This window comes from Leifsonia sp. C5G2 (assembly GCF_013359685.1).
Taxonomy (GTDB): domain Bacteria; phylum Actinomycetota; class Actinomycetes; order Actinomycetales; family Microbacteriaceae; genus Leifsonia.
Window position 1 is genome coordinate 87,848 of the sequence record NZ_JABFMV010000005.1, and the last position, 24,918, is coordinate 112,765.

General features: G+C 67.2%; 31 protein-coding genes. 11 read left to right on the forward strand and 20 right to left on the reverse strand.

Features of this window, described 5'->3' with window-relative positions; genetic code table 11:
• Window positions 1–70: 70 nt before the first annotated feature.
• From HNO83_RS08580 to HNO83_RS08595, 4 genes are all read right to left on the reverse strand, one after another.
• Entirely contained in the window at window positions 71–1,480 is a 1,410-nt protein-coding gene (locus HNO83_RS08580) for a dihydrolipoamide acetyltransferase family protein (RefSeq protein WP_175337116.1), read from the reverse strand.
• 50 nt (window positions 1,481–1,530) lie between these two features.
• The gene (locus HNO83_RS08585; protein ID WP_175337282.1) at window positions 1,531–2,490 is read right to left on the reverse strand and encodes an alpha-ketoacid dehydrogenase subunit beta; all 960 of its coding nucleotides are present in this window, start codon (window positions 2,488–2,490) and stop codon (window positions 1,531–1,533) included.
• Window positions 2,491–2,891: 401 nt separating this feature from the next.
• Window positions 2,892–4,031: a pyruvate dehydrogenase (acetyl-transferring) E1 component subunit alpha gene (gene pdhA, locus HNO83_RS08590; protein ID WP_175337117.1), complete on the reverse strand. Its 1,140-nt coding sequence runs from the start codon at window positions 4,029–4,031 to the stop codon at window positions 2,892–2,894.
• A 4-nt stretch (window positions 4,032–4,035) separates the two neighbouring features.
• Complete coding sequence (locus HNO83_RS08595) at window positions 4,036–5,145, reverse strand: pyridoxal phosphate-dependent aminotransferase (RefSeq protein WP_175337118.1); 1,110 nt, start codon at window positions 5,143–5,145, stop codon at window positions 4,036–4,038.
• A 125-nt stretch (window positions 5,146–5,270) separates the two neighbouring features.
• Here HNO83_RS08595 and HNO83_RS08600 point away from each other — a divergent pair, with 125 nt between their 5' ends.
• Entirely contained in the window at window positions 5,271–5,657 is a 387-nt protein-coding gene (locus HNO83_RS08600; protein WP_175337119.1) for a phage holin family protein, read from the forward strand.
• A gap of 69 nt (window positions 5,658–5,726) precedes the next feature.
• Window positions 5,727–7,106: an adenylosuccinate lyase gene (purB, locus tag HNO83_RS08605; RefSeq protein ID WP_175337120.1), complete on the forward strand. Its 1,380-nt coding sequence runs from the start codon at window positions 5,727–5,729 to the stop codon at window positions 7,104–7,106.
• A 17-nt stretch (window positions 7,107–7,123) separates the two neighbouring features.
• Here the strand turns inward: purB and HNO83_RS08610 are convergent, their stop codons facing one another.
• Window positions 7,124–7,426, reverse strand: a complete 303-nt coding sequence (locus HNO83_RS08610; RefSeq protein WP_175337121.1) for a hypothetical protein — start codon at window positions 7,424–7,426, stop codon at window positions 7,124–7,126.
• 26 nt (window positions 7,427–7,452) lie between these two features.
• Window positions 7,453–8,058: an HdeD family acid-resistance protein gene (locus HNO83_RS08615; RefSeq protein ID WP_175337122.1), complete on the reverse strand. Its 606-nt coding sequence runs from the start codon at window positions 8,056–8,058 to the stop codon at window positions 7,453–7,455.
• A gap of 100 nt (window positions 8,059–8,158) precedes the next feature.
• Here HNO83_RS08615 and HNO83_RS08620 point away from each other — a divergent pair, with 100 nt between their 5' ends.
• Window positions 8,159–8,866 carry a Pr6Pr family membrane protein gene (locus tag HNO83_RS08620; protein WP_175337123.1) on the forward strand — a complete coding sequence of 236 codons (708 nt, stop codon included), beginning with the start codon at window positions 8,159–8,161 and terminating at the stop codon, window positions 8,864–8,866.
• Window positions 8,867–8,869: 3 nt separating this feature from the next.
• On the opposite strand, the gene HNO83_RS08625 is transcribed toward HNO83_RS08620, so the two are convergent.
• On the reverse strand, window positions 8,870–9,379 hold the full coding sequence (locus HNO83_RS08625; RefSeq protein WP_175337124.1) for a hypothetical protein: 510 nt from the start codon (window positions 9,377–9,379) through the stop codon (window positions 8,870–8,872).
• 84 nt (window positions 9,380–9,463) lie between these two features.
• On the opposite strand from HNO83_RS08625, the gene HNO83_RS08630 reads away from it, so the two are divergent.
• Window positions 9,464–10,108, forward strand: a complete 645-nt coding sequence (locus HNO83_RS08630) for a GNAT family N-acetyltransferase (protein WP_175337125.1) — start codon at window positions 9,464–9,466, stop codon at window positions 10,106–10,108.
• Window positions 10,109–10,165: 57 nt separating this feature from the next.
• On the opposite strand, the gene HNO83_RS08635 is transcribed toward HNO83_RS08630, so the two are convergent.
• The 4 genes from HNO83_RS08635 to HNO83_RS08650 all read right to left on the reverse strand — a co-directional run bounded on the left by HNO83_RS08635 (window position 10,166) and on the right by HNO83_RS08650 (window position 12,215).
• On the reverse strand, window positions 10,166–10,567 hold the full coding sequence (locus HNO83_RS08635; protein WP_175337126.1) for an immunity protein CdiI family protein: 402 nt from the start codon (window positions 10,565–10,567) through the stop codon (window positions 10,166–10,168).
• Window positions 10,568–10,575: 8 nt separating this feature from the next.
• Window positions 10,576–10,848 carry a DUF3892 domain-containing protein gene (locus tag HNO83_RS08640; protein WP_175337127.1) on the reverse strand — a complete coding sequence of 91 codons (273 nt, stop codon included), beginning with the start codon at window positions 10,846–10,848 and terminating at the stop codon, window positions 10,576–10,578.
• A 255-nt stretch (window positions 10,849–11,103) separates the two neighbouring features.
• A complete protein-coding gene (locus tag HNO83_RS08645; RefSeq protein WP_175337128.1) occupies window positions 11,104–11,610 on the reverse strand; it encodes a hypothetical protein in 507 nt (168 codons plus the stop codon).
• Window positions 11,607–12,215, reverse strand: coding sequence for an RNA polymerase sigma factor (locus tag HNO83_RS08650; RefSeq protein WP_175337129.1), 609 nt, complete (start codon window positions 12,213–12,215; stop codon window positions 11,607–11,609). The genes HNO83_RS08645 and HNO83_RS08650 overlap by 4 nt, the downstream gene beginning before the upstream one ends.
• A 135-nt stretch (window positions 12,216–12,350) precedes the next feature.
• Here HNO83_RS08650 and HNO83_RS08655 point away from each other — a divergent pair, with 135 nt between their 5' ends.
• The 3 genes from HNO83_RS08655 (at window position 12,351) to HNO83_RS08665 (ending at window position 13,903) form a co-directional block, all read left to right on the forward strand.
• Window positions 12,351–12,929: a hypothetical protein gene (locus tag HNO83_RS08655; RefSeq protein ID WP_175337130.1), complete on the forward strand. Its 579-nt coding sequence runs from the start codon at window positions 12,351–12,353 to the stop codon at window positions 12,927–12,929.
• A 2-nt stretch (window positions 12,930–12,931) separates the two neighbouring features.
• Window positions 12,932–13,219, forward strand: coding sequence for a hypothetical protein (locus HNO83_RS08660; RefSeq protein ID WP_175337131.1), 288 nt, complete (start codon window positions 12,932–12,934; stop codon window positions 13,217–13,219).
• Window positions 13,220–13,546: 327 nt separating this feature from the next.
• A complete protein-coding gene (locus HNO83_RS08665) occupies window positions 13,547–13,903 on the forward strand; it encodes a hypothetical protein (RefSeq protein WP_175337132.1) in 357 nt (118 codons plus the stop codon).
• A gap of 163 nt (window positions 13,904–14,066) precedes the next feature.
• Here the strand turns inward: HNO83_RS08665 and HNO83_RS08670 are convergent, their stop codons facing one another.
• Window positions 14,067–15,059, reverse strand: a complete 993-nt coding sequence (locus tag HNO83_RS08670) for an NADP-dependent oxidoreductase (protein ID WP_175337133.1) — start codon at window positions 15,057–15,059, stop codon at window positions 14,067–14,069.
• 79 nt (window positions 15,060–15,138) lie between these two features.
• Here HNO83_RS08670 and HNO83_RS08675 point away from each other — a divergent pair, with 79 nt between their 5' ends.
• Window positions 15,139–15,690: a TetR/AcrR family transcriptional regulator gene (locus HNO83_RS08675; RefSeq protein WP_175337134.1), complete on the forward strand. Its 552-nt coding sequence runs from the start codon at window positions 15,139–15,141 to the stop codon at window positions 15,688–15,690.
• 70 nt (window positions 15,691–15,760) lie between these two features.
• On the opposite strand, the gene HNO83_RS08680 is transcribed toward HNO83_RS08675, so the two are convergent.
• The 3 genes from HNO83_RS08680 to HNO83_RS08690 all read right to left on the reverse strand — a co-directional run bounded on the left by HNO83_RS08680 (window position 15,761) and on the right by HNO83_RS08690 (window position 17,531).
• Window positions 15,761–16,546 (reverse strand): hypothetical protein, encoded by a 786-nt coding sequence (locus HNO83_RS08680; protein ID WP_249776607.1) that lies wholly within the window; start codon window positions 16,544–16,546, stop codon window positions 15,761–15,763.
• Between the two features lie 309 nt (window positions 16,547–16,855).
• Window positions 16,856–17,038 carry a hypothetical protein gene (locus HNO83_RS08685; protein WP_175337135.1) on the reverse strand — a complete coding sequence of 61 codons (183 nt, stop codon included), beginning with the start codon at window positions 17,036–17,038 and terminating at the stop codon, window positions 16,856–16,858.
• Window positions 17,039–17,066: 28 nt separating this feature from the next.
• Window positions 17,067–17,531: a hypothetical protein gene (locus tag HNO83_RS08690; RefSeq protein WP_175337136.1), complete on the reverse strand. Its 465-nt coding sequence runs from the start codon at window positions 17,529–17,531 to the stop codon at window positions 17,067–17,069.
• Window positions 17,532–17,976: 445 nt separating this feature from the next.
• Here HNO83_RS08690 and HNO83_RS08695 point away from each other — a divergent pair, with 445 nt between their 5' ends.
• From HNO83_RS08695 to HNO83_RS08700, 3 genes are read left to right on the forward strand one after another with little or no spacing between them, the layout of a single operon-like run.
• Window positions 17,977–18,129, forward strand: coding sequence for a hypothetical protein (locus HNO83_RS08695; protein WP_175337137.1), 153 nt, complete (start codon window positions 17,977–17,979; stop codon window positions 18,127–18,129).
• 49 nt (window positions 18,130–18,178) lie between these two features.
• Entirely contained in the window at window positions 18,179–18,400 is a 222-nt protein-coding gene (locus HNO83_RS20860) for a DUF7957 family protein (RefSeq protein ID WP_502708425.1), read from the forward strand.
• Between the two features lie 36 nt (window positions 18,401–18,436).
• Window positions 18,437–19,090: a hypothetical protein gene (locus HNO83_RS08700; protein ID WP_175337138.1), complete on the forward strand. Its 654-nt coding sequence runs from the start codon at window positions 18,437–18,439 to the stop codon at window positions 19,088–19,090.
• A gap of 78 nt (window positions 19,091–19,168) precedes the next feature.
• On the opposite strand, the gene HNO83_RS08705 is transcribed toward HNO83_RS08700, so the two are convergent.
• From HNO83_RS08705 to HNO83_RS08725, 5 genes are all read right to left on the reverse strand, one after another.
• Window positions 19,169–20,017 carry a hypothetical protein gene (locus tag HNO83_RS08705; protein WP_175337139.1) on the reverse strand — a complete coding sequence of 283 codons (849 nt, stop codon included), beginning with the start codon at window positions 20,015–20,017 and terminating at the stop codon, window positions 19,169–19,171.
• Between the two features lie 22 nt (window positions 20,018–20,039).
• A complete protein-coding gene (locus HNO83_RS08710; protein WP_175337140.1) occupies window positions 20,040–20,912 on the reverse strand; it encodes a hypothetical protein in 873 nt (290 codons plus the stop codon).
• A 100-nt stretch (window positions 20,913–21,012) separates the two neighbouring features.
• Window positions 21,013–21,396, reverse strand: coding sequence for a hypothetical protein (locus HNO83_RS08715; RefSeq protein WP_175337141.1), 384 nt, complete (start codon window positions 21,394–21,396; stop codon window positions 21,013–21,015).
• A gap of 590 nt (window positions 21,397–21,986) precedes the next feature.
• Window positions 21,987–22,370, reverse strand: coding sequence for a hypothetical protein (locus HNO83_RS08720; protein ID WP_175337142.1), 384 nt, complete (start codon window positions 22,368–22,370; stop codon window positions 21,987–21,989).
• Window positions 22,371–22,506: 136 nt separating this feature from the next.
• Window positions 22,507–24,867: a PDDEXK family nuclease gene (locus tag HNO83_RS08725; protein ID WP_175337143.1), complete on the reverse strand. Its 2,361-nt coding sequence runs from the start codon at window positions 24,865–24,867 to the stop codon at window positions 22,507–22,509.
• Window positions 24,868–24,918: the final 51 nt, after the last annotated feature.

Sequence of the window (24,918 nt, forward strand, 5' to 3'; positions counted from 1 at the left end):
ACACGAAGGGATGTGCCTGCGGTCGCAGGCACCGGCTCAGATTACGTCTTATTGAAAATGATTGTCAAATTCAATCGAGGAGCAGCGCCGGCTCCTCGATGATGGATGCGACATCCGCCAGGAACCGCGACGCGACGTCGCCGTCCACCACGCGGTGGTCGAACGACGCGCCGAGAGTCGTGACGTACCGCGGGCGCACCTCGCCGTCGACCACCCACGGCTTCTGCTTGATCGTGCCGAGCGCGACGATCCCGACCTCGCCGGGGTTCAGGATGGGCGTGCCCGTGTCCATACCGAAGACGCCGATGTTGGTGAGCGTGATGGTCCCACCGCTCATGTCCGCCGGCTGGGTCTTCCCGTCGCGGGCGGTGAGGGTCAGCTCCTCGAGCGCCTTCGCGAGCTCGAGCAGCGTCATCGCCTGCGCCTCCTTGACGTTGGGGACGATGAGCCCGCGCGGAGTCGCCGCGGCGATGCCGAGGTTCACGAAGTGGTGGACGATGATCTCCTCGTCCGTCCACGTGGAGTTGACGGTGGGGTTGCGGCGGACAGCCCAGATCATGGCCTTGGCCATGATGAGCAGCGGCGAGACCTTGACGCCCGCGAAGTCGGCGGAGTTCTTCAGCCGCTTGACGAACTCCATGGTGCGCGTCGCGTCCACGTCGACGAACAGGCTGACGTGCGGCGCGCTGAACGCGCTGGTGGTCATGGCGCTCGCGATGGCCTTGCGCACTCCCTTGACCGGGATGCGGTCCTCGCGGTCGTTCGGCCACTCCGGGGTCTGGAGGTTGCGGAAGACCGTCACCTGCGTCGCCTCGCGCAGCACGTCGTCGCGAGTGACGTCGCCGATCGGGCCGGTCGGAGTGACCGCCGAGATGTCGACGCCGAGGTCCTTCGCCAGCTTGCGGATCGGCGGCTTGGCCACCACGGGACCCGCGGGCCGGGACATCGGCGCCGCGGGAGCGGAGGCTGCGGCCGGGGCGGGAGCGGCAGCCGGCGCTGTCGCGGCGGTGGGAGCAGCGGTGGACGTCTGCGCGACGCTGCCCGAGAACGACACGGGAATCGATGCGGTCCCCGGGTGCGTCGCCCGACGCCGTCGGCTGGACCCGTGTCCGGCGGACCCGTACCCGACGAGCACGGCGCCCGCCTTCGGCTCCTCCTCGTGGGAGACGGTCGCGGCTGCGTCCGCGACGATCTGCTCCGCAGGCTCCGGCTCGGGAGCCGGCGTCGCCTGCTCCTCGCCGCCCGCGGTGACGGTGAAGATCGGCGTGCCGACCTCGACCGTCTCGCCCTCGGAGACCAGGAGCTCGCCCACGGTGCCCTCGAACGGCGACGGCAGCTCGACCAGCGACTTGGCCGTCTCGATCTCGACGATCACCTGGTTGACGGCGACCTGCTCGCCCGGTGCCACCTTCCACGCGACGATCTCGGCTTCGGTCAGGCCCTCGCCCACGTCGGGCAGGAGGAACTTGGACTCGCTCATCTGCGACTTCTCTCTGTCAGTGGGGGCCTGGGTCGGCGGGCCCGGGTACGTCAGTACGCCAGCGCCCGGTCGACGGCCTCGAGGATGCGGTCGGCGTCGGGGAGGTAGAGCTCCTCCAGCTTCGCCGGCGGGAACGGGACGTCGAAGCCGGCGACGCGCAGCACGGGCGCCTCCAGCGAGTAGAACGCCTTCTCGGTGACCGTCGCGGCGATCTCGGAGCCGACCGACACGTTGCCGGGCGCCTCCTGAGCGATGATCAGCCGGCCGGTCTTCTGCACGGAGGCGACGACGGGACCGTAGTCGACGGGGGAGAGCGAACGGAGGTCGACGACCTCGATGCTGCGCCCCTCCTCCGCCGCGAGCTCTGCGGCGCGCAGCGCGACGCTGACCATCCCGGCCCACGCCACAACGGTGGCGTCGGTACCCGTGCGGACCACCCGGCTCGCGTGCAGCGGCGTCGGGTTCTCGACCAGGTCGACCTCGCCCTTCGGCCAGTAGCGGCTCATGGGCTCGAAGAAGACGACGGGGTCGTCGGACTTGATGGCCTCCTGGATCATCCAGTACGCGTCGTGCGGCGTCGACGGCGCGACCACGCGAAGGCCGGCGGTGTGGGCGAAGTACGCCTCCGGGGCCTCCTGGTGGTGCTCGACCGCGCCGATGTGGCCGCCGTGCGGAATGCGGATGACGACCGGGAAGCGCATGCGGCCACTGTGCCGGTTGGTCATCTTGGCGAGCTGCGTCGTGATCTGGTCGAAGCCCGGGAAGACGAAGCCGTTGAACTGGATCTCGACCACCGGCCGGTAGCCGCGCATGGCCAGGCCGATCGCCGAGCCGATGATGCCGGCCTCGGCCAGCGGGGTGTCGAGCACGCGCTGCGGGCCGAACTCCTTCTGCAAGCCCTCGGTGACGCGGAAGACACCGCCGAGCGGGCCGACATCCTCGCCCATGATGAGCACGCGGTCGTCCTCGGCGAGCGCCCGCCGGAGGCCGGCGTTCAGCGCCTTGACCATCGGCAGCGACTGGATGCGCGGCTCCGGTGCGGCAGGAGCCTGCTGCTCCCGAGCGTCGGAGACCTCGACGTGCTCCGCCGCGGCCGCCTCCTCGCCGACCTCTGCCGCCGACTGGGCGTCCTGGTGCGCGGTCGCGGCCGCCGCCTCGCCGTCGGCGTTCGCCGCGGGGAGCTCAGCAGTCTCGTCCTCGATCACGAACTCGCGCGTCCACTCCTGCTCCGCGACGTGCTCCTCGAGCACGCGCGACCCGGGGTCGCTCTCGACGATCTCGACGACGTCGATCGCCTGGGTGTCGAGGGATGCGCTGTCGAACGACGCATCGCCTGCGGCGGTGCCCCCCTCCTCGGGGCGCCCGTCGACCAGTTCGGCCTCCACGTACTCGGCCTCGCTTCTCACATCGCTCATGCTTCACCTCCGAACGACGCCTCGTAGCCTTCGAGCCAGCGTCGCTGCTCCTCCGTCACGGGATGCGGCTCACTGTAGACGTGGTCGAACATCGAGGCGACGGACGGTGACGTCAGCTCGAGGGTGCGCCGGCGGATATCGGCGGCCAGGTCGGTCGCCTCCTCGTCCGCGCTGTCGAAGAACGCCTGGCCGACGCCCTGCTGCTCCAGGAACGTGCGGAAGCGCACGATGGGGTCGCGCTCAGCCCAGTAGGCGAGCTCCTCGTCCGTGCGGTACTTGCTCGGGTCGTCGCTGGAGGTGTGGGCGCCCATCCGGTACGTCAGGGCCTCGATCATGCTCGGGCCCTCGCCGTTACGGGCGTCGTCGAGGTGCTTCGCCGTCACTGCGTAGGCGGCGAGGACGTCGTTGCCGTCGATCTGCACGCCCGGGATCCCGAAGCCGCTGGAGCGCAGATAGAGAGGAGTGCGCGACTGCGTCGACACCGGCACGGAGATGGCCCAGTGGTTGTTCTGCAGGAAGAAGACCTGCGGAGTCTGGTAGCTCGCCGCGAAGACGTAGGCCTCATTGACGTCGCCCTGGCTGGTCGCCCCGTCGCCGAAGTAGACGATCGCCGCCTCGTCGACCGTGGGGTCGCCCGTTCCGACCTTGCCGTCGAGCTTCATGCCCAGCGCGTAGCCGGTCGCGTGCAGCGTCTGCGAGCCGATCACGAGCGTGTACAGGTGGAAGTTGCCGACGGCGGGGTCGGTCGGATCCCAGCCGCCGTGCGTGGTGCCGCGCAGCAGCCCGATGATGCCGATGGGGTCGATGCCCCGCACCATGCCGACGACGTGCTCGCGGTACGACGGGAACAGGTGGTCCTGCGGCTTCGCCGCGTGGGCCGATCCGACCTGGGCGCCCTCCTGGCCGACACTCGGCACCCACAGGCCGAGCTGGCCCTGGCGCTGCAGGTTGGCCGCCTCGTGATCGAGGGCGCGCACGCGCACCATGTCGCGGTAGAAGCGTCGGTAGTCGTTCTCGTCGAGCCTCTCCAGATAGGGGAGGTACTCGGCGGAGGTCTCGCTCGGCTGGAACCGGCCGTCGGCCGTCAGCAGCTGGACGGTGTTCGCCGGGCGCGGGATATCGTTCGTCGCAACCACCGTACTAACCTAACCGCTTGCCCGGGTGGCCATTTGGTAGGTTCCGCACAAGATCACCCGTGACCTGCAGGAGTTTCTCCACAGATTCCTCCTCGCCGACACTGATCCGGATACCCTCCGGCGGGAACGCCCGCACGGTGAGCCCGGCGTCGAAGAACGCGTCGTTGGCCTCCGCCGTCTGCTCGCCCGTGGCCAGCCAGACGAAGTTGCCCTGCGCCTCCGGCACCGCCCAGCCCTGCTCGAGCAGCGCATCCCGGAGCCGGTCGCGCACCATCGCGATGCGCGCGACGCGCTCCATCAGCTCCTCCTCGGCCTCGATCGAGGCGAGAGCGGCGACGCGCGCGGCATCGGTGACCGAGAGCGGCACGGCGGCCGAACGGGCGGCGTCGAGCACCGCCTGCGGGCCGACGGCGTACCCGATGCGGAGAGCGGCAAGGCCGTACGCCTTGGAGAACGTGCGCAGCACGACCAGGTTGGGGTAGCGCGAGAGCAGCGGGATGCCGTCGACCGCCTCGTCGTCGGTCACGAACTCGTAGTAGGCCTCGTCGAGCAGCACGAGGAGGTCGGACGGCACCCGTGCCATGAACGCCTCGAAGTCGCCCGCGGTGACGATCGTGCCGGTGGGGTTGTTGGGCGTGCAGACCACGACGACCCGCGTGCGCTCGGTGATCGCGTCGGCCATCGCCTCCAGGTCGTGGCTGCCATCGGGCCGGTTGGGCACCTGGACGCTGGTGGCACCAGCGACGGTGACCAGGCCTGGGTAGGCCTCGAAGGACCGCCAGGGGTACACGACCTCGTCGCCTGTACCGGCCGCCGCCGAGATGAACTGCGACAGCAGGGCGACCGACCCGCTGCCGAGGTGGACCTCGCCGACGGTGACGCCGTGCCGCTCGGCCAGGCGCTCGCGCAGGTCGGCTCCGCCCGCGTTCGGGTAGCGGTTGAGGTCGCCGAGCGTCGCTGCGACCGCCTCCACCACAGAGGGGAGGGGCGGATAGGGGTTCTCGTTGCTGGACAGCTTGAAGCCGTCCGCCGGCGCCGGGCGCCCCTGCCGGTAGGCGGGGACGGCGACGATCTCGGGGCGCAGCTTGACGCCGAGCGTGTCTTCGGAACTCACAGACCCAACTTAGCCGCGCCCGCATTCCGGCAGGGGAATTCCGTGGACCCTGTGGATAACGCCGTCATGCGCCCCACTCCATTGCGCCCCTGGTCCCGGCCGCGAAGCCCTGGGAGGATGAGGCCATGCGATTCCTGCTCAGACTGATCATCAACGCCCTCGCCCTCTGGCTCACGACGCTGATCGTCAGCGGCGTCACCGTGCACCCGTACGCGTCCGGGACCGTCGCAGCAGTGCTGACGTACCTGCTCATCGCCCTGATCTTCGGCGTGGTGAACGCCGTCATCGGCACTGTCATCCGGATCGTCGCGATCCCGCTCTACATCCTGACGCTGGGCCTCATCTCCCTGCTCGTCAACGCCTTCCTGCTGTTCATCGTGTCCTGGATCAGCGACGCCATCGGCTTCGGCCTGCACATCGACGGGTTCTGGGCGGGCGTGCTCGGCGCGCTCGTGCTCGGTATCATCGCCTGGCTGCTCGGGCTGATCTTCCGGCCCGCCCGCCGCGGCTGACGTCAACGGCGCCCGCGCCGGTGCGGGAGAATGGTGGGGTACCCGCTGCACGATCCCGCGAGGAGCACCATGACCGCCCTGCCTCCCCAGCCGCTCAGCCCGCTCGACGGCCGCTACCGCTCCGCCGTCGTCGGGCTCGGCGACCACCTCTCCGAGGCCGGTCTGAACCGTGCGCGCGTGCAGGTCGAGGTCGAGTGGCTGATCTACCTGACCGAGCACAGGATGTTCGGCTCGTCGCCGCTCACCGCCGAGCAGAAGCAGGCGCTCAGGGCCCTGGCGGACGACTTCGGCCAGCCGGAGATCGACCGGCTCGCCGAGCTCGAGGCCACCACCAAGCACGACGTCAAAGCGGTCGAGTACCTGGTGCGCGAGCGGCTGCACGCGCTCGGACTCGACCAGATCGCCGAGCTGACCCACTTCGCGGCCACGAGCGAGGACATCAACAACCTCTCCTACGCGCTGACCGTCAGCGCCGCGGTACGCGAGTCGTGGCTGCCGGCCTTCCGCGCGGTCATCGCCGAGCTGCGCGCCCAGGCCAAGCAGTACCGCGCCGACGCGATGCTCGCCCGCACCCACGGCCAGCCGGCGACCCCGACCACCATGGGCAAGGAGCTCGCCGTGTTCGTGCACCGCCTGGAGCGGGTGCGCGAGCAGATCGAGGGCGGCGTCCACCTGGGCAAGTTCAGCGGCGCGACCGGCACCTTCGCGGCGCACCTCGTGGCCGACCCCGACGCCGACTGGCCCCGCATCTCGCGCGAGTTCGTGGAGAGCCTCGGCCTCGACTGGAACCCGCTGACCACGCAGATCGAGTCGCACGACTGGCAGGCCGAGCTGTACTCGCGCATCTCGCACGCCAACCGCATCCTGCACAACCTGTGCACCGACATTTGGACGTACATCTCCCTCGGTTACTTCCGCCAGGTCCCGGAGCCCGGGGCGACCGGCTCGTCGACCATGCCGCACAAGGTGAACCCGATCCGCTTCGAGAACGCGGAGGCCAACCTGGAGCTGTCGAGCGCGGTGCTCGACTCGCTCGCCGCAACGCTCGTGACCAGCCGGCTGCAGCGCGACCTCACCGACTCGACCACGCAGCGCAACATCGGCGTGGGTCTCGGGCATTCGTTGCTGGCGCTGGACAACATCCAGCGCGGTCTCGGCCAGATCGCCATCGACCGGCAGACGCTCGCGGACGACCTCGACGCCAATTGGGAGGTGCTCGCGGAGGCGATCCAGACGGTGATCCGCGCAGAGGTGACCGCCGGCCGGTCGACCATCTCCGACCCGTACGCGCTGCTCAAGGAGCTGACCCGCGGCAAGCGCGTCGATCACGCGGCCCTGACGGAGTTCGTGAACGGCCTCGAGATCGGCCAGGCGGCGAAGAACCGCCTGCTCGCGCTCACGCCCGCCGGCTACATCGGCCTGGCGTCTGAGCTCGTCGACTACCTCTGAATGGCAGAGCCGGCCGCTCAGTGACCGCGCGGCCGGTCGTCCCCTTCGGCACGGTCGCGCGCGGCCTTGGCCCGCGCCTCCGCGTCCTGCTCGTGGATGTCCTCCACCTCGGCCTCCGTCGGCTTGAACGCCAGGGCGAAGAGGGCGAGAAGCACGACGGCGACGATGAACGTGACGCCGAGACCGACCGCGGCGAGGATGAACTCGCGGGTCGCGACGAGCACGATCAGCCCGACGAACACCGCGAGGCCGCCCGAGATGGCGAGAAGCTCGACGGGGAGGAACCGGTCGCGCCGGCTGGGCTGGAGGTTCTGGGTCACTCGGGGGTCTTTCCTGTCGCGGGAGGTCACGATGCGCGCTCCGCTCCGTGCGGACCGCCGGTGTGCCCGTGCGCCGCGCTCCGCAGCGTGGCCGCGCCGATCGCCTGGAACACGCCGACGATCACCGCCCACGCGCCGAACAGGCCGATCACCAGGACGGCGTCGGCGGGGGAGAAGAGCAGGGCGAGGGCGAGCACGGCCGTGATCGCGCCGGTGATCAGCCAGTCGCGCGCGGCCGCATCCCGACCGCGCTCCCGGACGCCGTTGTAGAGCTCGAGCATGCCGGTCAGCGCCGCCCACACCGTGACGAGGTAGAGGTAGAGGCCGAGACCCGCGCCGGACAGCGCGAGCGCGAGGACGCCGGCGAGGACGCCGATGCCGCCCTGCACCGCGAACAGCGTGCGCGTGATGCGACGGCCGGCGAGGATTCCGCTCAGGATCCCGGTCACGAGCCCGTCGAGCACCGCGAAGACGCCGAACACGACGAGGCCGAAGGCCGGTGTGTGCGCATCCCGGGTGAACGTGATGACGGCGGCGGCGGCGAGCGCCAGCACGGCGCGGACGGCGGGGACGACCCAGTACCGGTTGTGCGCGTGGAGGCTCGGACGCTGGGCGGGGACGGCGGTAGCCACGTGGGCCCTCTTTCAAATACGGGATTCGGCGTCCAGTCTAGTCGTCGCGTTCCTGCGCGTTCGCCGCATCGTTGGGCCCTCCCGTGGCTACGATCGCGTCATGCGGATCGCCTTCGCGGTCGTTCGGGCCCTCGTCGTCGTGCTCATGGTCGCCGCCGTCGTCGCGCAGCTGGCGCGCAGCATCCAGACGACTGGCGCGGGCGGCGGGAGCGTCGCCGGGTTGCTGGTGAACTTCTTCAGCTTCTTCACGATCGACTCGAACGTGCTCGGCCTCGTCGTGCTGGCCATCGGGGCGGTGCTGCTCGTCGTGCGCAGCGGCGACGACCCGAACTGGTTCACGGCGCTCCGTGCGGCCGCGGTCACCTACCTGGTCACGACCGGTGTGGTCTACAACCTGCTGCTGCGAAACATCCCGCTCCCGCAGGGTGCGACGGTGCCCTGGTCGAACGAGGTGCTGCACGTCATCGCGCCCGCCTACCTGCTGATCGACTGGCTGTTCGCGCCCGGGCGGACGCCGCTGCGGCTGCGGACCGTCTGGGGCATCGCCGCGTTCCCGATCGTCTGGGCGGTGTACACGCTGCTGCGCGCCCCGATCGCGGCCGACCCCGTGTCGGGCAGGCAGCCCTGGTATCCGTATCCGTTCCTGAACCCGGCGACCAGTCCGAACGGGTACCTGTCGGTGGCCTTCTACGTCGTGCTGATCGCGGTCGTCATCCTGGCCGCCGGCTACGGCGTGGTGTGGGTGTCGCGCCGCTGGCGCGGGGGACGACCGCTACCGGCCACGTCAGAGCCCGCCTCTGCGGGCTGAGGGTCAGCCGACCGAGGGACGCGGCTCGGGCTCCTCTGCGCGAGCCCAGAAGACGAAAGCGGCCAGGGCGGCGAGCGCGAGCAGGAAGGCCCCGGTCGGGGTGACCGTGTCGGGCCTCCCGTGCTGGGTCAGCGCGGCGGACACCAGGCCCGCGATGACCCCGGAGGCGCTGGCGACGGCGAAGGCGAACGAGATCGCGCGCGCCGCGCCGTGCTGGAGCAGTCCGCGCACGACGAGGGCGACGACCCCGATCAGCCACAACAGGACGACGGGCGTGGAGAGCAGGACGCTCAGCGAGTCGCGCAGGAGCACACCGGGCGTCGCATAGAGGAGTCCTGCGGCGAGCGCGAGGACGACGACCAGCCCGGCGAACCCGAGCGCGCGGCCGCCGTCGGTCCGAAGCCGCAGGATCGGCTGCGTGAGGGACGGCCAGGTGAAGGCGAGTGCGAAGGCGACGAGGGAGAGCGCCACGCTGCCCGCGCCCTGCAGCACCGGAAAGAGGATGCCCGACATGCCTCCATTCAACTCCTCCCCGGAGCGCTGGGCGTCGTTCGGGAGGATGATCTCGCGGGTGCGACGTACGACAGACTGAACCGCATGGACCTGACCACCGCCTTCCCGCCCTTCGGGCTCCGGATCGAGGCCGGGCCGCTGGTGCTCCGCCCGATCGCCGACGACGTCGTCCCCGCCCTCATCGAGGTCGTGCTGGCCGGCGTGCACGACCCGGCGCTCATGCCCTTCTATTTCCCGTGGACCGACGCACCGGCCGACCAGCTGCCCACGCAGTTCGCGCAGTACCACTGGGGCACGCGCTCACGGTGGTCCCCGGAGTCGTGGACGCTGGAGTTCGCCGTCGAGTTCGAAGGAACGATCGTCGGATCGCAGGGAGTGAGCACGCGCGACTACCTCGTCACCCGCACCGGCGAGACCGGCTCGTGGCTGGGCCGCCGGTTCCACGGCCGAGGCATCGGGACGAGGGCGCGACAGGCGATCTGTGCCTTCCTGTTCGACCACCTCGACGCCGAAGAGATCACGTCGGGTGCGTTCACCGACAACCCGGCATCCCTCGCGGTCAGCAGAAAGGTCGGCTACCGCCCCGACGGAACCGCGCGCCTTGCCCGCCGCGGGGAGCCTGCCGTCAACCAGCGCCTGCGGCTGACCCCGGACGAACTCGTGCGCGGCGAGCCGATCGAGGTCACCGGAGTGGAGGCGTTCCGCCGGTTCATCGGCCTGGACGCGTGAGCGCGACGGACGATCTCACCGACGTCACCGGTTCCGTGAGCTGAGCCCTTCTGGACATCAGCGGAACTCCGGCAGGACCACTGCGATGTCGTAGACCTCGAGTTCGAGTTCTCGCACCAGGTCGTCGCCGACGGCCAGCCACTGGGCCCGGCTGTCGGGATCGTCCCACCCCTCCGCCGGCTCGAAGTGCGCTGTCCAGAAGAGCACCCACTCGCCCAGCCTGCGTTCCAGTTCAGGCGAGACCCCGTAATCGACCGGCTCCATCGCGTACTTGTCGGTGAAGCTCTCCCAGAGTGGATAGCGGTGCCCCCAGTCGACGAAGAAACGGAGTCGATGCAGCTCGCCCTCGCGCTCCCGGCGCGCGTGTTCGATCGCACGCTCATCCGAGATCCCGGCAGGCACGAGGATCTCCTGCTGCGTGACCGGGTCGACGATCCGACGGCGCTCGGCGATGTCCACGGCCGCCACTAAGAGACGGGGAGCGACAGCAGGTCGTCGCTCGGCGTTCCGTCCCCCGCGGTGCGGAGATAGGGCGGGTCCGCCTCGACGACCTCCACTTCCGCCGTCGCACCGCCGCCGCTCACGTACACGAAGCCCGGGTTCGCTCGCACGTAGGTGACGGCGTCGGCCTTCACCACCCACTGGCTCGGCTCGCCCGAGCGGCCCTGGAAGTAGTACTTGGTGATCGCGCCGAGGGTGGGTGGCGTCCTCGAGACCGTGATGGCGGTGATCTCGAACATTCAGCCGCGCCCGGATTCGGCCAGCGCGCTGCTGATCAGCGCCGTGATGTCGATGGGCTCGGTGGGCGGCAGCTCGAGAGCTGCCGGGTCGATTGCGCTCATTCTTTATCCTCTTCCTTGTTCAGTGGCTGCCGCAGTCGTCGGCCGCCGGTCCGGTACTGATCGCCTCGGGACGGTAGGTGCCCGCCGCCGCCCCCCCCCAGGCGACAACGCGGCGGGCACCGCCCCCAGTCCGCACGATGAGAATCCCCTTATTCATTCGTGCGGGCTTGCCAGGCCGAGTCGCGTGCACAGCTCGCTCGCGGCCAATTCGGATGGGAACACGCCCAGTCGCCCGTCCGGCAGCTGACAGGTCTGCAGGTCGGGGACCGGGAACTCTCGGTCGCTCGTGGAGCCGCCGGGCGAGAAGCTGCCGATGCGCCACGTCGCGGCGCACATGTCCTCGGCGAGCGTGACCCGCTCGCTCAACGGCGTCGGGGTCTTCGAGCTCTGGTCCCCGGGCAGGTAGACGGACGTGGCGTGGCGGGAGTCGAGATCGGCGCTGGCGTAGCAGTCCATCAGGTAGTTGATCTGCCCCTGGGAGGCACGGGCGATGGCGATCGCCCCGGCCGTCGTGCCGAGCGCAAGTGTGCCTGCGATGCCCATGGCGATGAGGCGGTGCTTCCGGGTCCTTCGCCGCTCGCCGACGGCGATGGTGTCGAGGACGCGGAGCTTGAGCTGGTGGAAGTGTTCGTCTGCGGGCAGGAGGTCGTGGTTGGTCATGGCTTCCCCCTGAGGGTGTGAAGTTCGTTGCGGAGCCGTGTCCGGAGGCGCGAGAGCCGGTTGCGGACGGCTGCCGGGGTGATGCCGGCCTGGGCGGCGGCTTCGTCGTAACTGTGGTCGCCGCGGATGCAGAGCTCGAACACGGTCCGATCCGGCTCCGGCAGGGCGGCGGCCACCGTCTCGACGTAGGCGAGCAGCTGATTCCGCTCTGCGATCTCGTCGGGGCCGGGACGGGAGTCCGGATGGGTCTCATCCAACGCATCGCCGGATCGCCGCTTCTGAGCGGCCTGGATGGCGCGCCGTCGGTTCGCGATCAGGTTACGGCTGGTGACGAGCAGCCATGGCAGGACGGATTCGCCCGCGACGACGATCGTCGCCCGTTTCCTCCAGAGGGTGACGAAGACGTCCTGGCTGATCTCCTCGATGTCCTCGCGGGCGTCGAGGCGCGCCGCGATGTAGGCGTAGACGACGCGGCTGTGCCGGTCGTAGAGCGTACCGATGGCGCCGCGGCGGCCGTCGACGAGGTCGAGCAGGAGGTCGCGGTCCGAGCGCTCGGACCGCGACACCTCCCCCCTCGTCGGGTCCGCCTCGGCTGTGTCGCTCATACCTAAGAAATGTGCCTCCCCGCCGAATCCTCTCAACCCGATTGAAATCTCCCCGGTTGCGACGGACACGATGCGCCGACAGACTGACCGTGCCCGGCGCTGGGCCGGGAAGTCTTACTTCGGGGGAGAAGTCGAATGGCAAACAGAACCTCTGCTCGCGCGCGCCGTCAGCTGGCATCCGCACTGGCGATCGCAGCGCTCTCGGTCGGCCTCGTGTCCGTCGGCGGCGCGGCGAATGCCGCCACACCGGACCAGGCCGGGACGCAGGCGCGGTCGTGCTCGTACGACCTCGGCACCGGCTCGCTGGTCTGCGTCGACGCGGGGGAGGACCTGAACGAGGCGGTGCTCGAACAAGCCCACCTCCAGGTCGTCGCGCCCGGCGGCGCCGGGGGAGCCGGTGCCCGCGCCGCGTTCGCACCGGCCGGCGTGCAGGCGACCTACATCCAGAGCCAGCTCTACGACGACGCCAACTACGGCGGCTCGTTCTTCCAGATCACCCACTCCAGCGCCTGCAACGGCAGCACGACCTGGAACTTCGGCCCGCTCGGCAACGTCGGCTGGTCCGGCAGGGTGAGCTCGTTCAAGAGCTTCTCGGGCTGCAGCACGAAGCTGTGGCAGGGCACCAGCTACAGCGGCGCCTCGTACGGCTACGCCGTGAACGCGGCGAGCCTCGGCTCGATGAACGATCAAGCGAACTCGGTCACCATGAGGTGACGGTGACCGGATTCCTGCGATGGACTCGCGGGCTGGTCTACGCGTTGCTCCCCGGCTTCGCGGTCGGCGTCGTCCTGGCGTTGTTCGGCCTCATCCTGCGCAACGACGACCTGCTGGCGCTCGGTCTCGGCGTTGCTGCACTCTGGACGCTGGTCGTGCTGCTAATCGCCGCCATCTTCGGCGGGCAGACGCTCGGCCGTTTCGGTCATCGGCTTCTTCATCATGGGCATCCGGCGCCGCGTGCCCATTTGGATCGGCGGCCGCTCGAACGGCGGCTAGGGCGTGTCTGATAAATGCCGGGTCCGGGCCGCCCGACCTCCCGCCCGACGCGCAGCTGGGCAATCAGCGGTTGCGCCACAGGAGCGGCCGATGCCCTGATCAGGCGGCTGTTCCCGCAGATTCGTTTAGTTCGCCGTGCCTCCGCAAACGGGCGCCCCTTCCGGCCAGTCGGGCGCGGCAGCCTCGATCAACGACCACTGAGCATCCGAGAGAACCCGAAACCGCTCCACGCTCCCAAGTCACGGATGCGATCCCAGGCTAAGGTGGTCCGTCAGTGGAACTGGGACCCTGTTGGTCGTCCGATCGACGCAGCGCGAAGGGTGGGTAGTGCTAAGGAAATGACGACCTTCGCCGAACTGACCAGTGTTGCTGAATACCATTCGGACTTCCATGTGCAGACTTTCGACGGGGAGAACCTGCTCATCGTCGGTAGCTTCGATCTGAGTTATTACCACTACATCGAGATCCGATTTTTCGATGTTCAGTCAGTCAACTGTGCGACGTGGTTCCACACGCCGATCTTCCGCGAACCCACCTCTTCCGGCCGGTTCGCGTTCCAAGCCGACGGTTGCGAGTTCGAGATCGTCGCAGCCAGGGCGCAAATAACGCTCGGCATGGTCTATCACTACGACCGCGGTACGCAACTGCTTCCTGGCGAACGCATCGCACCATGGGTCAAGCTATCTGACACCTGAGTCCAACTGGGATCAGTCCTAAATGGTCGGTACACGGCCTCGACCGGCCGGACAACGTCGGGATCATCGGCTCCATAGCAGCCCACGTCTCGTCTGAGACCTCCCGTCGCATCACAACTCAAGGCTCGCCCAGCCGAGCGAGAAGCCTCTTGACAAACACGCCCTAGCGCCCGGTCTCCTCGCGTACGGCCGGTGCGTCCTCCTGCGGCAGCAGCACGAGCTTGCCGTGCGGAGCGCCCGCGACGCTCGTCGCCACGGCTTCACGCCATCCACCGAGGGGGAACGTGGCGGCGATGGGGAGCCGGAACTCGCCCTTCGCCGCGAGCTCCGCGTAGTCTCCGACGACGCCCGAGTCCGGGAAGGCGCCGGAGGCCAGGAGGAGGTCGAGGTTGACGCGCGCGCCGAGCTCCCTAGCCTCGTCGTGATTGCTGATCGTCACGACGCGGGACGGCACACCGCCGGCGAGTGCGATGAGGCCGGTCATGGTGCCCGGGCTCGGACGCGGAGTGTCCAGAACCAGATCGACGTCGCCGCCTGCGAGCGCCCGGACGCGGGCGGGCATTCCCTCGCCGTACGGAGTGACCTGGGCGCCGAACTCCTCCAATTGCCCGGCGAGGCTGGGGCCGGCGGTGGCGATGACGCGTGCGCCGCGCCGGAGAGCCACCTGCACGGCGGCGAAGCCGACCATGCCACCCGCACCGTGGACCAGGAGGGTGGTGCCGCTCTCCACACCCATCGCGTCGAGCGTCCACACCGCGGTCTTGACGACCATCGGGAGCGTCGCGGCGTGCGCTTCGTCGAGGCCGTCGGGACGCGGGAACCACTCGCGCAGGATCGCGATATCCGCAAGACCGCCGCTGGCCTGCCCGGTGACGTCGGCCGTTCCGAGGACGCGGTCGCCGACGGCGACGCCCTCGACAGCATCTCCAACGGAATCGACGGTCCCGGCGACGTCGAAGCCGATGCCGCGCGGGAGCTGCCCGGCCTGGAAGCCGCGGCACACCTCCCAGTCGGCCGGATTCAGGCCCACCGCGGCGACCCGGATGCGCACCTGGCCCTCACCGGGGTCGGGCACCTCGCACCACTCCTGGCGCAGCACGTCGGACGGCTCGCCGTACTCGTGAAAACGGACGGTGCGGGATCGGGTGGCGGCCATGCGCTTCTCCTCGGTATCGTAGTGACAGTCGCTGACGCTATCACGTTAAGTCAGTGACTGTCACTACGAAGGAGCCAGGATGCCGAGAAGCGGCGAGGAGGCGCGCCGCCGCCTGCGGGAGGCGGCGCTCGAGCTGTACCGCCGGCAGGGCTACGACGCGACCACCACCGCGCAGATCGCCGCCAGGGCCGGCGTCACCGAGCGCACCTACTTCCGGCACTTCGCAGACAAGCGCGAAGTGCTCTTCGAGGGCGAGACCGAACTCCGCGACACGATGACCGGCGCCATCGCGGGAGCACCGGCGGAGACCACGCCCCTCGACCTGGTGATGGGCGCCTACCTCGCCGCCGTTCCCTTGTTCGTCGCCGGTCGCCCGGTCGCGCTCCGGCGCGCCGAACTCATCGACGCGACGCCCGCCCTCCGGGAACGGGCCCACGCCAAGACCGCCGCGCTCGCGGACGCCATCGTCGGGGCCCTGACGGCGCGCGGGATCCCGGAGCCGACCGGCCGCCTCGCCGCGCAGGTGGGCGCCGCAGCGTTCCAGCGCGCCGGCGCGCAGTGGTACGCCGACCCGTCACTCGACCTCACTGCTCTCGTGCGCGAAGCCGTGGACGAGGTGCGTCAGCTCTGACGCGCGCATCGCATGGGCGCGTTCCCCGCGCGTGACGGAGACCGTCGTGTCGTGACGGATACAGCGGAGGTCAGCGGTAGGCGACGCTCAAGTTCAAGCGTGTGTCCCGCAGGAGTTCTGTGTCGCCGCGCCGCAACTGCGGGTTGAGGTAGAAGAGCTGATCTTGGGTGATCCCGAATCGAGCGGCGACCGCCTGAGAGTTGTCGTCGCCCCACACCGCATAGCTGGCCGGCTGGCCGTTGTAGGAGGTTACGGTGCCGCGCGCATACGGTCGGGGACCGGCATCCTTCACGGCGAGCCCGGGATAGAAGTCCGGGATGCTCCACGTCATCGGCGCCGCTGCGAGGACGGTGCCGTCGCTGACCAGTTCCACGCTGTTGAAGTAGGACACGTTCCCACGATCGCGGCGACCGCTCGAGTCGAACGGCAGCACCTCGTCGCCGCTCGTGCCCTGGGTGAAGCCGACCGGATCGTCGGGCGCGGGCACGGTCGGCTCTCCCGCCGCCGCTCCGAAGCGGTCGACGCTGAGCGCGACCGCCGTACCCGGGTCGGCGGTCGTGGTGAATCGGGTGATCGCCACTTGGAAGCGAAGGTCGCTCGCGACGCTGACGGCGACGTCGCCCGTCGCGTGACCGGCGACATCGTGGAGCGTCCCCGTCCCCATCACGGTTCCCGCGGGCGGGAGGTACTGGAACTCGTTCGCATACGCCGTCCCGCTCGACGCCACCGGCGACGAGGGCACCGAATGGGCCGCACCGGCCGCTGCCTCAGCCGTGTGCGACGGGGCGCCCACCGGTCCGGTCACCGTGCACGCCGTCAGTAGCAGCGCCGCGACCACGGAAATCCCCGACACCATACAAGGACGCCAGCGCTTCATGATCCCCCGTCGAATCGTGATCCCGAGGTCATCCCGCATGACCCTTCATGATCCTGCCTCATCGAGGTCGACAGATGTGGATCAGTGTGAACGGCCACGCAAGTTGTCGCCGCGGGCCCCGAGCTTGAGCGGCATGCCAAATAAACTGTCGCCGCCATTGTCCAGATAACTTGTCGCCGCGTAGCGCGGCCGCAGCATGGTATCTGGAAGCCCGTTTAGATTCCTTTAGATTGTTTAGATTCTTTAGACGGTCGGCGGTCCGGATCGCTGCACTGGACCTGACTTCGGCTACGCCAGAACGAGAAACAGCACGTAGCCGATCAGTGCGAACGCGAACAGCGCTGCTGCGACTCGCACGCCGCGGTCTTTCCATTTGCCATCGTTCACCAGCCGGATGACGACGTAAGCGGCGGACCCGGTCAGGAGGGCCAGTAGGACGACGTGGATCGCGGTGTGCACGCCCGGGCTCATGGCTGTCAGGCTACGCCGAGCCACCCGACTATGCCGCTTCGCTGGCTGCGCTCTCCGCTGGTGCTCTCCTTGGAAGCAGAAGCAATACGAGTGGCAGCGCTGCCGCGATGATGATCCCGGCGCCGATGAGGTTGTCGAGCGGCGGGTTGCCCGAGACGATATCGACCGGCTCGCCGATGCATCCGACGAGCACCACGATCGCTAGCGGAACGATCGCAGGAATTCCTCTCCGACCGCGCCAGGCGCCGACCGCGCCGAGCACCAAAGCAGCTGCGCCGGCCAGGCACACGACGATGAAGAACGCGACGCCGCGGTTGGCGGCGTTGCTGTCGAGGGTGCCGACCGTGCCGCGGCCGCTGGCCCAGGCGATCGTGAGCGTCACGGCGAGCCCGATCAGCACGCTCGCGTAGGTGCATGCGAGAAGGGCCGCGATAACGACGGCCGTCGTCCGATGTAGACGCGTCCGCTGCTTGGTGGATGACGTCGTGGTCATGGCGTCAGAGTATCGAGAGACTCGCCGTCCGGCGTTTTGCGCGCAGAGAACATCAACCTCGAAGCGTCGACACGGGGTCGGCGGATCGGCCGGCGAGAAATCTCGGCCGGTGTGACGCATCCGGCTCGCTGAGGCGTATAGAACCGCATGACAGTTGAAAAGAGGGCGGCGTTTCCGCCGCATGACCTCCAGTGGATGCGACCGAACCCGGTTCCTTGCACCATTTGGAGGCAGACATGCCGATCATCCCGCTCGAGGGGGTGGACGACCTGGTGGCGCACTCCTCCGAGGCGCCCGCCGACGCCGTTAGAAGGATGCGCGGACCGCCCATGGAACGGCGAGCCCCAGCCGAACCGCGAGTCAGCGCATAGCTGACACCAGAACGGTTTCTCGCCGTATGTCCACCTCGGGCCAAAGAGCCCTCTACCGGATCAGGAGATCCACCATGCGTTACGTCCACAAGTCCGCTCAGCGCATCTTGGCGTGCGGCATCTTCGTCGTGCTCCTGGCTGTTGCGATCGCGATCGGAGGGCCGGTGTTCGGCGTCGGCACGGCGCAGTACGCGACTGAGCTCGTCCGTGTCCTGTTGGGTCGGTGACCCGTCGCCGCCTCGGCGAGCTCTGCCGTTGCGGCGCGCTGCCGTATTGATGGACTACATCCGCAAAACCGGGCCGTTCCAGTACCTCATTTGCATTGACGTTGCGGGGTCGGTGCTCTGGCAGGCATCACTCCCAACCGAGAATTCAACCGACGCGTATGTACGCATGGAGCATGTGGGCGACAGCCTCTTCGCGAACTCATGGAGCGGATTTTGGGTAACGATCTCCGCGCAGGATGGATCGATCTCCGATAATTCCTTCACTCAATGAGCGCGACTCGCACGACGCATCCGGCAGAATGTGCTGGTGGCCGACACCGGGAAGACCTACTCGGACCTTATGGAGCTATTGCCAGAGGTCGCGGAAATCCGCATCCACTGGCAGCTCGACGACGAAGGCCTCCCGTGGCAAGTGGGCGGCTTCTCTCTCATCGGCCACGGCGGGGCGACGCTCGCAGACGTGGTGAACACGGAAGAGCTCGAGCGGACGGGCTCCGTTCTAGATCGACCCATCACGGCTGACCTCCCGCTGGTTGAACGGCTCCCACTCGTGGCGATGGTGCTGAACTGGGTTGACGCCTACGAACTGGACGAACGCGACGGGGTTTCGGTGATCGACCTGCCGAGCCCGGACCACGTTTCCGACACTGTCCCGATGACATGGACACACCCCACCGAACTGGAACTGTCAAAGAGCCCTCGGGCCACCTGGGTATGGGCGGCTGACCGGGATCAGGCGGCGAAGCTGGAGACGCTCCTGACCTCCAATGGGTGTCAGGTTTCAGCCGCCCGAGGCGAGAACGCCGAAGAACGAACCCTCGATCTCGACATCGGCGTCGTGGCAATGGAGGGATTGGAGAGCCTGCAGAAGGCTGGCTACTCATTTCGCTGGCATCCAGCGCAACATCCGCTAGATAGGACCGCGGACCTGTACGGGATACCTGTCGCAAGCGCGAAATAGCCCTCCGCTTCGGACTCGTCAGCATCTGACGCGAGACTGCGCCGGCCGCTATGAAAATGGCCAGCGCCGCCGGGGCCGCTATTGCTGTCGACTTCGAGTGGAGCTTCGTGTAACCGATGTGGTCGCCGCCGCCTCCCAGAGGTCCAGGAACCGTTCGAGATAGATTGTTGCGATTTCGTAGACGGTCGCGAGTAGCCCGATGCGGTTGGTGAGGCGTGACACCGCCCCGATGGTGTCCACGCGCTCCACCTGCTGGTGTTCGAGTAGTGCGATCGCGACCGGCGTGTTTGAGTGAGCCATTCCGCTGCAGATGCGCCAGGCCTCGAGCCCCGTCATCCGTGTGAACTTCATGGAGCTATCCGTGAGTTGAAGGATTCGAGTTACGGTCGGCATGTTCTCGATCGATGCGTGCCTCGCTGGTCCCGCCGAGTGGATCTCCTTGAGGCGATCGCGGACACGCGATGCCCCATCCGCGGGGCCGCCCGTCGCACCGAGAAGGCTTTCAACATCCGAAATGGAGTCCCAACCGATTCGCAGCGAATTCTGAACTCTCTTGGCCTGCGTCCCGCCCATGAGAAGCCAATACCCGTATCCACAAGCCTCGATCGCACTCCGCACGACGGTGTACTCCGCCATCACCGCGAACTCACCGCGCGCGATCAGCGAATCACGCACGAACCGAAGATGATCGATCGCGACCATGGCATACCAGGCGACTTGGTAGCTCACAGGGTTGTACGGGGTATGACGATCATCGCCCCAGAGTTGTGAGCCTTCCACCACCGTGAAACCCAGATAGCGCTCACTCTCGATCAGCTGCGTCACTCGGTCGAACGCGACCTCGAGAACCAGTCTTCCCTGCCGTTCCTCCTCGGAGGATTCGGGAGAATCCAACCGGACGTGTTCTGGCATGTATTCGTGGGCCATGCTGCGGCTCGCTAGACAGCCCTCAGCCGCGGGCGGAGCCGCTGGCAAGGCGCACGATGAGGGCGCCGACGACGTGCACGATCAGCCAGCCATCCTCCGGGGCGGGGGCAGTTGCATGGTGCGCGTCGCCCTTTGCACTCCGGTCGGCGGACACCCATTGCATGAGATCCTCGATACTCCGAGCCAGGCGTTGGTCATGCGCGGCAAGCAGGCCACGATTGCGCGCGTCAACGATGAGTGGTCCGAGAGCGTTGCCCTTGCAACCAACGGCCTCCAGGGCCTCCTGTAGAGCTGCGCCGGCGTCGGTGATCGCGTTCTCTGCCGAGCCGCGGTGCAGCTCATCCAGCGCGTTCTTGTAGGCGGTCTCGACCTTCTCCCAGCCCCCGCGATCACCGAGCAACCGGAGTGCGGGCGAGACGACCGCGGCATGCAACTCGAGCGAGTTCTTCTCGACCATCTTGCGGTCGATGAGCTCGAAGCGAATGCGATGGCGTTGCAGGCGTTCGTTGACGAACGCTTCGTAGTGCTCACTCGCCTCCCGGAGCTTTTGAGCTAGGAAGGGGTCGTGGGCGTTGGACAGCCGAATGAATCGGGTAATTGCTTTTCCTAACGCCTCAATCGCGGTCGGCATCATCGCGTCATCGCAAGTTTCGATGTACGCGGTCATGTCCGCGTCGGCTTCCCCTTTACCGGTTAGGGTCCGAAGTCCCTCGTCATCGAGAATGAGTTCACGAGCCGTTCCTAGGATGAAATCAGCATTCACACCGTACGTTCTCGATGAATAGCGGTCGAGTTGGATCCGGAACGGTTCCGGGAAGGTGTCGACCCAGAAGTCTGCGCCAGCGCCCTCTTCCTCTTCGCGCTGACGCTGTAGCCGCCGCTGGTTATGAAGCATGAGCACATGCTAGCCAGCACTACAGCAACGCTTCTCGCGCACCGCAAGGTCATCTGATCGCGCGGCGAGCGAAGAGGTTCGGGAAGTCGCGGGGTTCGGCTCACCAGGCTGGCGGCTTCTGACCGTCAGCCGCGGCAAACGCCCGAATAAATTCGTCGCGTTCTTCCATAGCACGGGACCAAGCGTGTACCCACGCGTCGAACCGTTCGGCTGTCCGGAAGTCCTCCAATGCGTCCAGACAGGAACTCAGATGAAGGGCACTTGCTTCATCGGGCGGCGGCGGGCACTGACGGAGCGCGGCGGCCGCACGGGCGACACGCTCGCGCGCAATGTCGATGGACGGCGCCGCCTGCTCCAAGCTCCCTGTTTCCTTCACCGAATCACCGGCGGCGCCTGCCTCTAACGCCATTTGCTCAGTGGCCGCGTAAAACTCCTCAAACGCTGACAGCGTCTCGCGCGCCCAGTCGCCAGTCGGGTTCGTCATGCAACGCAGTCTAGGTACTTATCGCCGGGCCCGCGTGAAGCGGTGCGACCGGTCGCGACCTACCGGGTAGCGCCCGTTCCGCGGCCAACATGTACTTCTGCGACTTCGGCGGATGCGAGCCTATCTGCACCCAGGCCTAGATGAGCATCGCATGGAGATCCGGGTCTTCGCCCGCTTGAAGCTGCGGATAGAGGGCTCGGAGGACAGCGCGCCGCCGCTCGTGCTCGGGAAAATCCCGAGCGCCGGTGGTTCGGTAGCGCTCCCGGACTCGCACGATTCGCTCCACGTTTGCCGAAATGGTGGTCTCGTTCTAATTCATTCGGGAGGCGTAGACGCCGCAGCAAACCTGTGTGCGAACTCCAACGTGTCCCACAGGACGACCGGGTCCCCGCCGAAGGCGGGTCGTAAACCATCCGGCAGCTCCCTCCGTTAAAGCACGCACGTGCGGCCGGTGCTATCGGCCCCGCGCCGGTCGCCCCGCGCTTTCCGATGATCCGCGCCTTGTTTGACGCCCTCCCTTGCCCGCTCAACGCGGGCGGTGTGGATGTTCTGAGCAATGGCCTGCCGTGATGCTAGATCAAGCCGAGTCGTTACCCGAGGAAGCCGTCTTCGACCATCGCCGCGGCCGCCGTAGCTGCCTCCTTGAATCGGTCCTCACGGATCACATCCACCGGGGTGTCGTAGTCCAGCAGGGGATTCGACCCGATAAACCACATGCGGGCAACCTGGTCACCTTCAGAAGCTGTTATGGCAAGCCACTGAGTGTGCGCGAACTGCAGGCGTCGCACCACGTCATTTCTAGGTTCAGGTCCATCTGCGCGGGCCCATTTGTAGCTGATCTTGGGGTCCTTGCTGCCGGCCAGCGAGGCGACAAGCGTCGCGCCGAGGGCAGAGTTTAAGCGACGGGTGATCTCCCGGATATCGGTCTTCGCGGACGCGACGTGTGCTTTGCGTGTCGTCGTACCCATGTCCATTGAGAACTCCTCCCAGTCAGCTTAACTGCCCACCGGTGCAAGATTCAACCAAAAATCCACCAAAAGAACACGCAGCTGACAGCGGTCGAGCCGCGGTCACGGTGCGGGCGAAGGAGCACACGTTGGCACGCGACCCTTACGGCTCGCCGCCAGTGGTCGTCGGACGGGCGATGTGGATCGCGTCGGCCACCAGGCGCGGGTACTCATCCTTCTGAATTCTGCTGATCGCGTCTTTGGTGCCGTCCGCCCAGGGCTGGTCAATCGACACGAAGGACACCTGATCTGCTCTGAGGAGGGTTGCCGCCTTAAACCGTTTCCGGATTTCTTCTGCGCGTTTGGAACCCCCACCGACTTCACCATTCGATTTCACTTCGCAAACGACAAGTCGGTCGCCCATGCGAGCGATCAAATCGATCTCGAACTGCTTCTTGGGCGGCTGGGAAAGCGTCATGAATTCGAGCTCATGCGTATCGCGGTAGAGCCATGTTTGGCCTCGGAAATGAGCCGCCGCGAGTAGGACAGCATCCCCGTTTGACTTCATTAGGGCGCGAAGGGCGGGATGGAGATCATAGAACCACGACGGCTCTTCTCCATCTCGACGCCATCGTGGACTGGAGAGCGTGTTGATGGCGCCACAACGTGGGCAGGGGTAGCGGATCCCAAGATCGTCCATCGTGACAAAAAAGACCTCCTCGCACTCAGCACAGTTGAGGACCAACCCTTGGGTTACGATCTCGGCGGCCAGCAGATTATCCAAATGGTCTCGTCGGTTCTGGTCTCTTATCGAGGGGGTGAGACGCTTGAGCGCTTGGTAGTTGAGGAGGATTCTGTCCGACACGACTACCCCGTCTCGGGCGGGGAACATTTCGCTGATAAGGGGTCTGCTGCCGTTCGGCATGAGGTATTCGCGAAGGTATGGGTGGAGTGGCCCGCTCACAACATCGATCAGTCGATCGCGTCCACCTAGGCGACGGGCAAGCAGGGCAGCATGCCGCCCTGCTTGTGAGATGCGAGTGGTGAGCTGTCTGGTGTGGGCCATCTCCGTCACCCAGTCCTCCAGTCCTGGTATGCGAAGGGTGGGTCGTGCAACGCGACCCGGTAGCACCGTCCCGCCGAGGGTCACACCGTCTGATCCCGCCTCGAAACTCACCCCGCGCATCGAAGCCCGAATGCTGACCGGTTGATCATTGCTCGCGGCAAGGAGGGACTGGGGTGGGAGCCCGCGACCCCCAGGCATCGCGGTCTGGTCAAAGTCGACGTCAACAATCCACGCTGGCCTTTGTATGTGTTGGAAGCGTGGTCGTTGGGGCAGAGGGGAGTCTAGTGGCGTCACCAGTTCGAACGTGCCCCTTTCCGATTCATTTACCGGGACGGCCACAGTCGTCCGGGTCGAGATGTGATCGGTGAGCATGAGTCGAAGCGGCGCGTCGTCGAAGGGAGGCCAATCGCGGCTCAGACGTGGAGAAACGCGGGTATCCAGCGGTCGTCCATTCATCGTGACGATGTGATGGTCATCGAACGTGAGCGCAAGGGCGTCCACTTCGGACTCTTTGAGGGACGCGCTGATGAGGTGGATAGTCTGCGTCCCGTGGACAAGTGTTTGAAGTTCGGAGCGCAGCTGCCATGACCGCGGGAAAGCCTCTCGGACGTTCTCGGGCGTCAGCCAAATCGCAGAGCCATGAAGCCTCAGGAACGCCAATGCAAGACCGAAGTCCTGGGCAGTGTCGCCGATGACGATGACGAGGCCGTTGGTGGGCCAACCGCGACGCAACGCCGTCGTGTCGTCGGAGAGGGCTTCAAACGCGCTACGGACTTGTTTCTGCTCTGCCGCGGATTGTCCCCACTCCATCTGTGCCGGCAGCCGGTCAACTGTCGGGTTCATGAGCCACCAGATGAGCGCGTCGTTCGAGGGCTCAGTGTTGGGGGATTCGTGGCGTACGACCCCGGCAACCGCTCCCGCAAAGAGCGCGGCGTCGCCAGTCCACGACGGGTCCGTGGCGAAGTACTCGGTGGCTTCCAGCTGTTTGGCCGTCTCGGTGTCGTTGTTCGGCGACAGCCTGGGGTGGCCGATCGGCGGTACCCCTCCGATGCTGGACTGCATAACCGAAGTCGCCTCAAGTAGCCGGGTGATAGCCATCTGAGTGTCGCCGCCAGATACCCGTCCCTGGGAAATCGTGGACCAGTCCTCACTTCGCGGCTGGGTGCGGGCAACCCACTCCGGTGACAGCTTGGCCCAGGTGCTTGGCGGAGCAGTGAGCAGCTCTATCCGGTCGGGGTCGAATGCAGTGCAGGCTCGGACGAGTTCTTCATCGACACTGCCATCTTCGTCATAGGGGACGATTAGGTGGCCGCCGCCGCCCCATTCGCCGGTGACGGTTTCGAGTGCGAGGCGTGCCCAACCGCGCCAGTTCTCCCAGCCCGGAAAGAGGAGCGCTACCCGCGGTGGACGCAGACCGATCATGGCGGTTCGGTATCCGGGCGTCATCGACGAAGCCATTCTGTGCCTCCTAGGCAGAAACTCTCAAGACAGCGCGGGCGCCACACAACC

What these genes read in the sequence shown, in the direction of transcription:
- HNO83_RS08645 (WP_175337128.1), bottom strand. Translation starts at nt 11,610, where the DNA reads ATGACCAACCACGACCTCCTGCCCGCAGACGAACACTTCCACCAGCTC.
- HNO83_RS08600 (WP_175337119.1), top strand. Translation starts at nt 5,271, where the DNA reads ATGCGATTCCTGCTCAGACTGATCATCAACGCCCTCGCCCTCTGGCTC.
- HNO83_RS08670 (WP_175337133.1), bottom strand. Translation starts at nt 15,059, where the DNA reads ATGGCCGCCACCCGATCCCGCACCGTCCGTTTTCACGAGTACGGCGAG.
- purB (WP_175337120.1), top strand. Translation starts at nt 5,727, where the DNA reads ATGACCGCCCTGCCTCCCCAGCCGCTCAGCCCGCTCGACGGCCGCTAC.
- HNO83_RS08710 (WP_175337140.1), bottom strand. Translation starts at nt 20,912, where the DNA reads ATGCTTCATAACCAGCGGCGGCTACAGCGTCAGCGCGAAGAGGAAGAG.
- HNO83_RS08585 (WP_175337282.1), bottom strand. Translation starts at nt 2,490, where the DNA reads ATGGTCAAGGCGCTGAACGCCGGCCTCCGGCGGGCGCTCGCCGAGGAC.
- HNO83_RS08580 (WP_175337116.1), bottom strand. Translation starts at nt 1,480, where the DNA reads ATGAGCGAGTCCAAGTTCCTCCTGCCCGACGTGGGCGAGGGCCTGACC.
- HNO83_RS08640 (WP_175337127.1), bottom strand. Translation starts at nt 10,848, where the DNA reads ATGTTCGAGATCACCGCCATCACGGTCTCGAGGACGCCACCCACCCTC.
- HNO83_RS08720 (WP_175337142.1), bottom strand. Translation starts at nt 22,370, where the DNA reads ATGGACATGGGTACGACGACACGCAAAGCACACGTCGCGTCCGCGAAG.
- HNO83_RS08650 (WP_175337129.1), bottom strand. Translation starts at nt 12,215, where the DNA reads ATGAGCGACACAGCCGAGGCGGACCCGACGAGGGGGGAGGTGTCGCGG.
- HNO83_RS08715 (WP_175337141.1), bottom strand. Translation starts at nt 21,396, where the DNA reads ATGACGAACCCGACTGGCGACTGGGCGCGCGAGACGCTGTCAGCGTTT.
- HNO83_RS08630 (WP_175337125.1), top strand. Translation starts at nt 9,464, where the DNA reads ATGGACCTGACCACCGCCTTCCCGCCCTTCGGGCTCCGGATCGAGGCC.
- HNO83_RS08675 (WP_175337134.1), top strand. Translation starts at nt 15,139, where the DNA reads ATGCCGAGAAGCGGCGAGGAGGCGCGCCGCCGCCTGCGGGAGGCGGCG.
- HNO83_RS20860 (WP_502708425.1), top strand. Translation starts at nt 18,179, where the DNA reads ATGGACTACATCCGCAAAACCGGGCCGTTCCAGTACCTCATTTGCATT.
- HNO83_RS08620 (WP_175337123.1), top strand. Translation starts at nt 8,159, where the DNA reads ATGCGGATCGCCTTCGCGGTCGTTCGGGCCCTCGTCGTCGTGCTCATG.
- HNO83_RS08690 (WP_175337136.1), bottom strand. Translation starts at nt 17,531, where the DNA reads ATGACCACGACGTCATCCACCAAGCAGCGGACGCGTCTACATCGGACG.
- HNO83_RS08705 (WP_175337139.1), bottom strand. Translation starts at nt 20,017, where the DNA reads ATGGCCCACGAATACATGCCAGAACACGTCCGGTTGGATTCTCCCGAA.
- HNO83_RS08655 (WP_175337130.1), top strand. Translation starts at nt 12,351, where the DNA reads ATGGCAAACAGAACCTCTGCTCGCGCGCGCCGTCAGCTGGCATCCGCA.
- HNO83_RS08680 (WP_249776607.1), bottom strand. Translation starts at nt 16,546, where the DNA reads ATGGTGTCGGGGATTTCCGTGGTCGCGGCGCTGCTACTGACGGCGTGC.
- HNO83_RS08625 (WP_175337124.1), bottom strand. Translation starts at nt 9,379, where the DNA reads ATGTCGGGCATCCTCTTTCCGGTGCTGCAGGGCGCGGGCAGCGTGGCG.
- HNO83_RS08665 (WP_175337132.1), top strand. Translation starts at nt 13,547, where the DNA reads ATGACGACCTTCGCCGAACTGACCAGTGTTGCTGAATACCATTCGGAC.
- HNO83_RS08695 (WP_175337137.1), top strand. Translation starts at nt 17,977, where the DNA reads ATGCGTTACGTCCACAAGTCCGCTCAGCGCATCTTGGCGTGCGGCATC.
- HNO83_RS08685 (WP_175337135.1), bottom strand. Translation starts at nt 17,038, where the DNA reads ATGAGCCCGGGCGTGCACACCGCGATCCACGTCGTCCTACTGGCCCTC.
- HNO83_RS08725 (WP_175337143.1), bottom strand. Translation starts at nt 24,867, where the DNA reads ATGGCTTCGTCGATGACGCCCGGATACCGAACCGCCATGATCGGTCTG.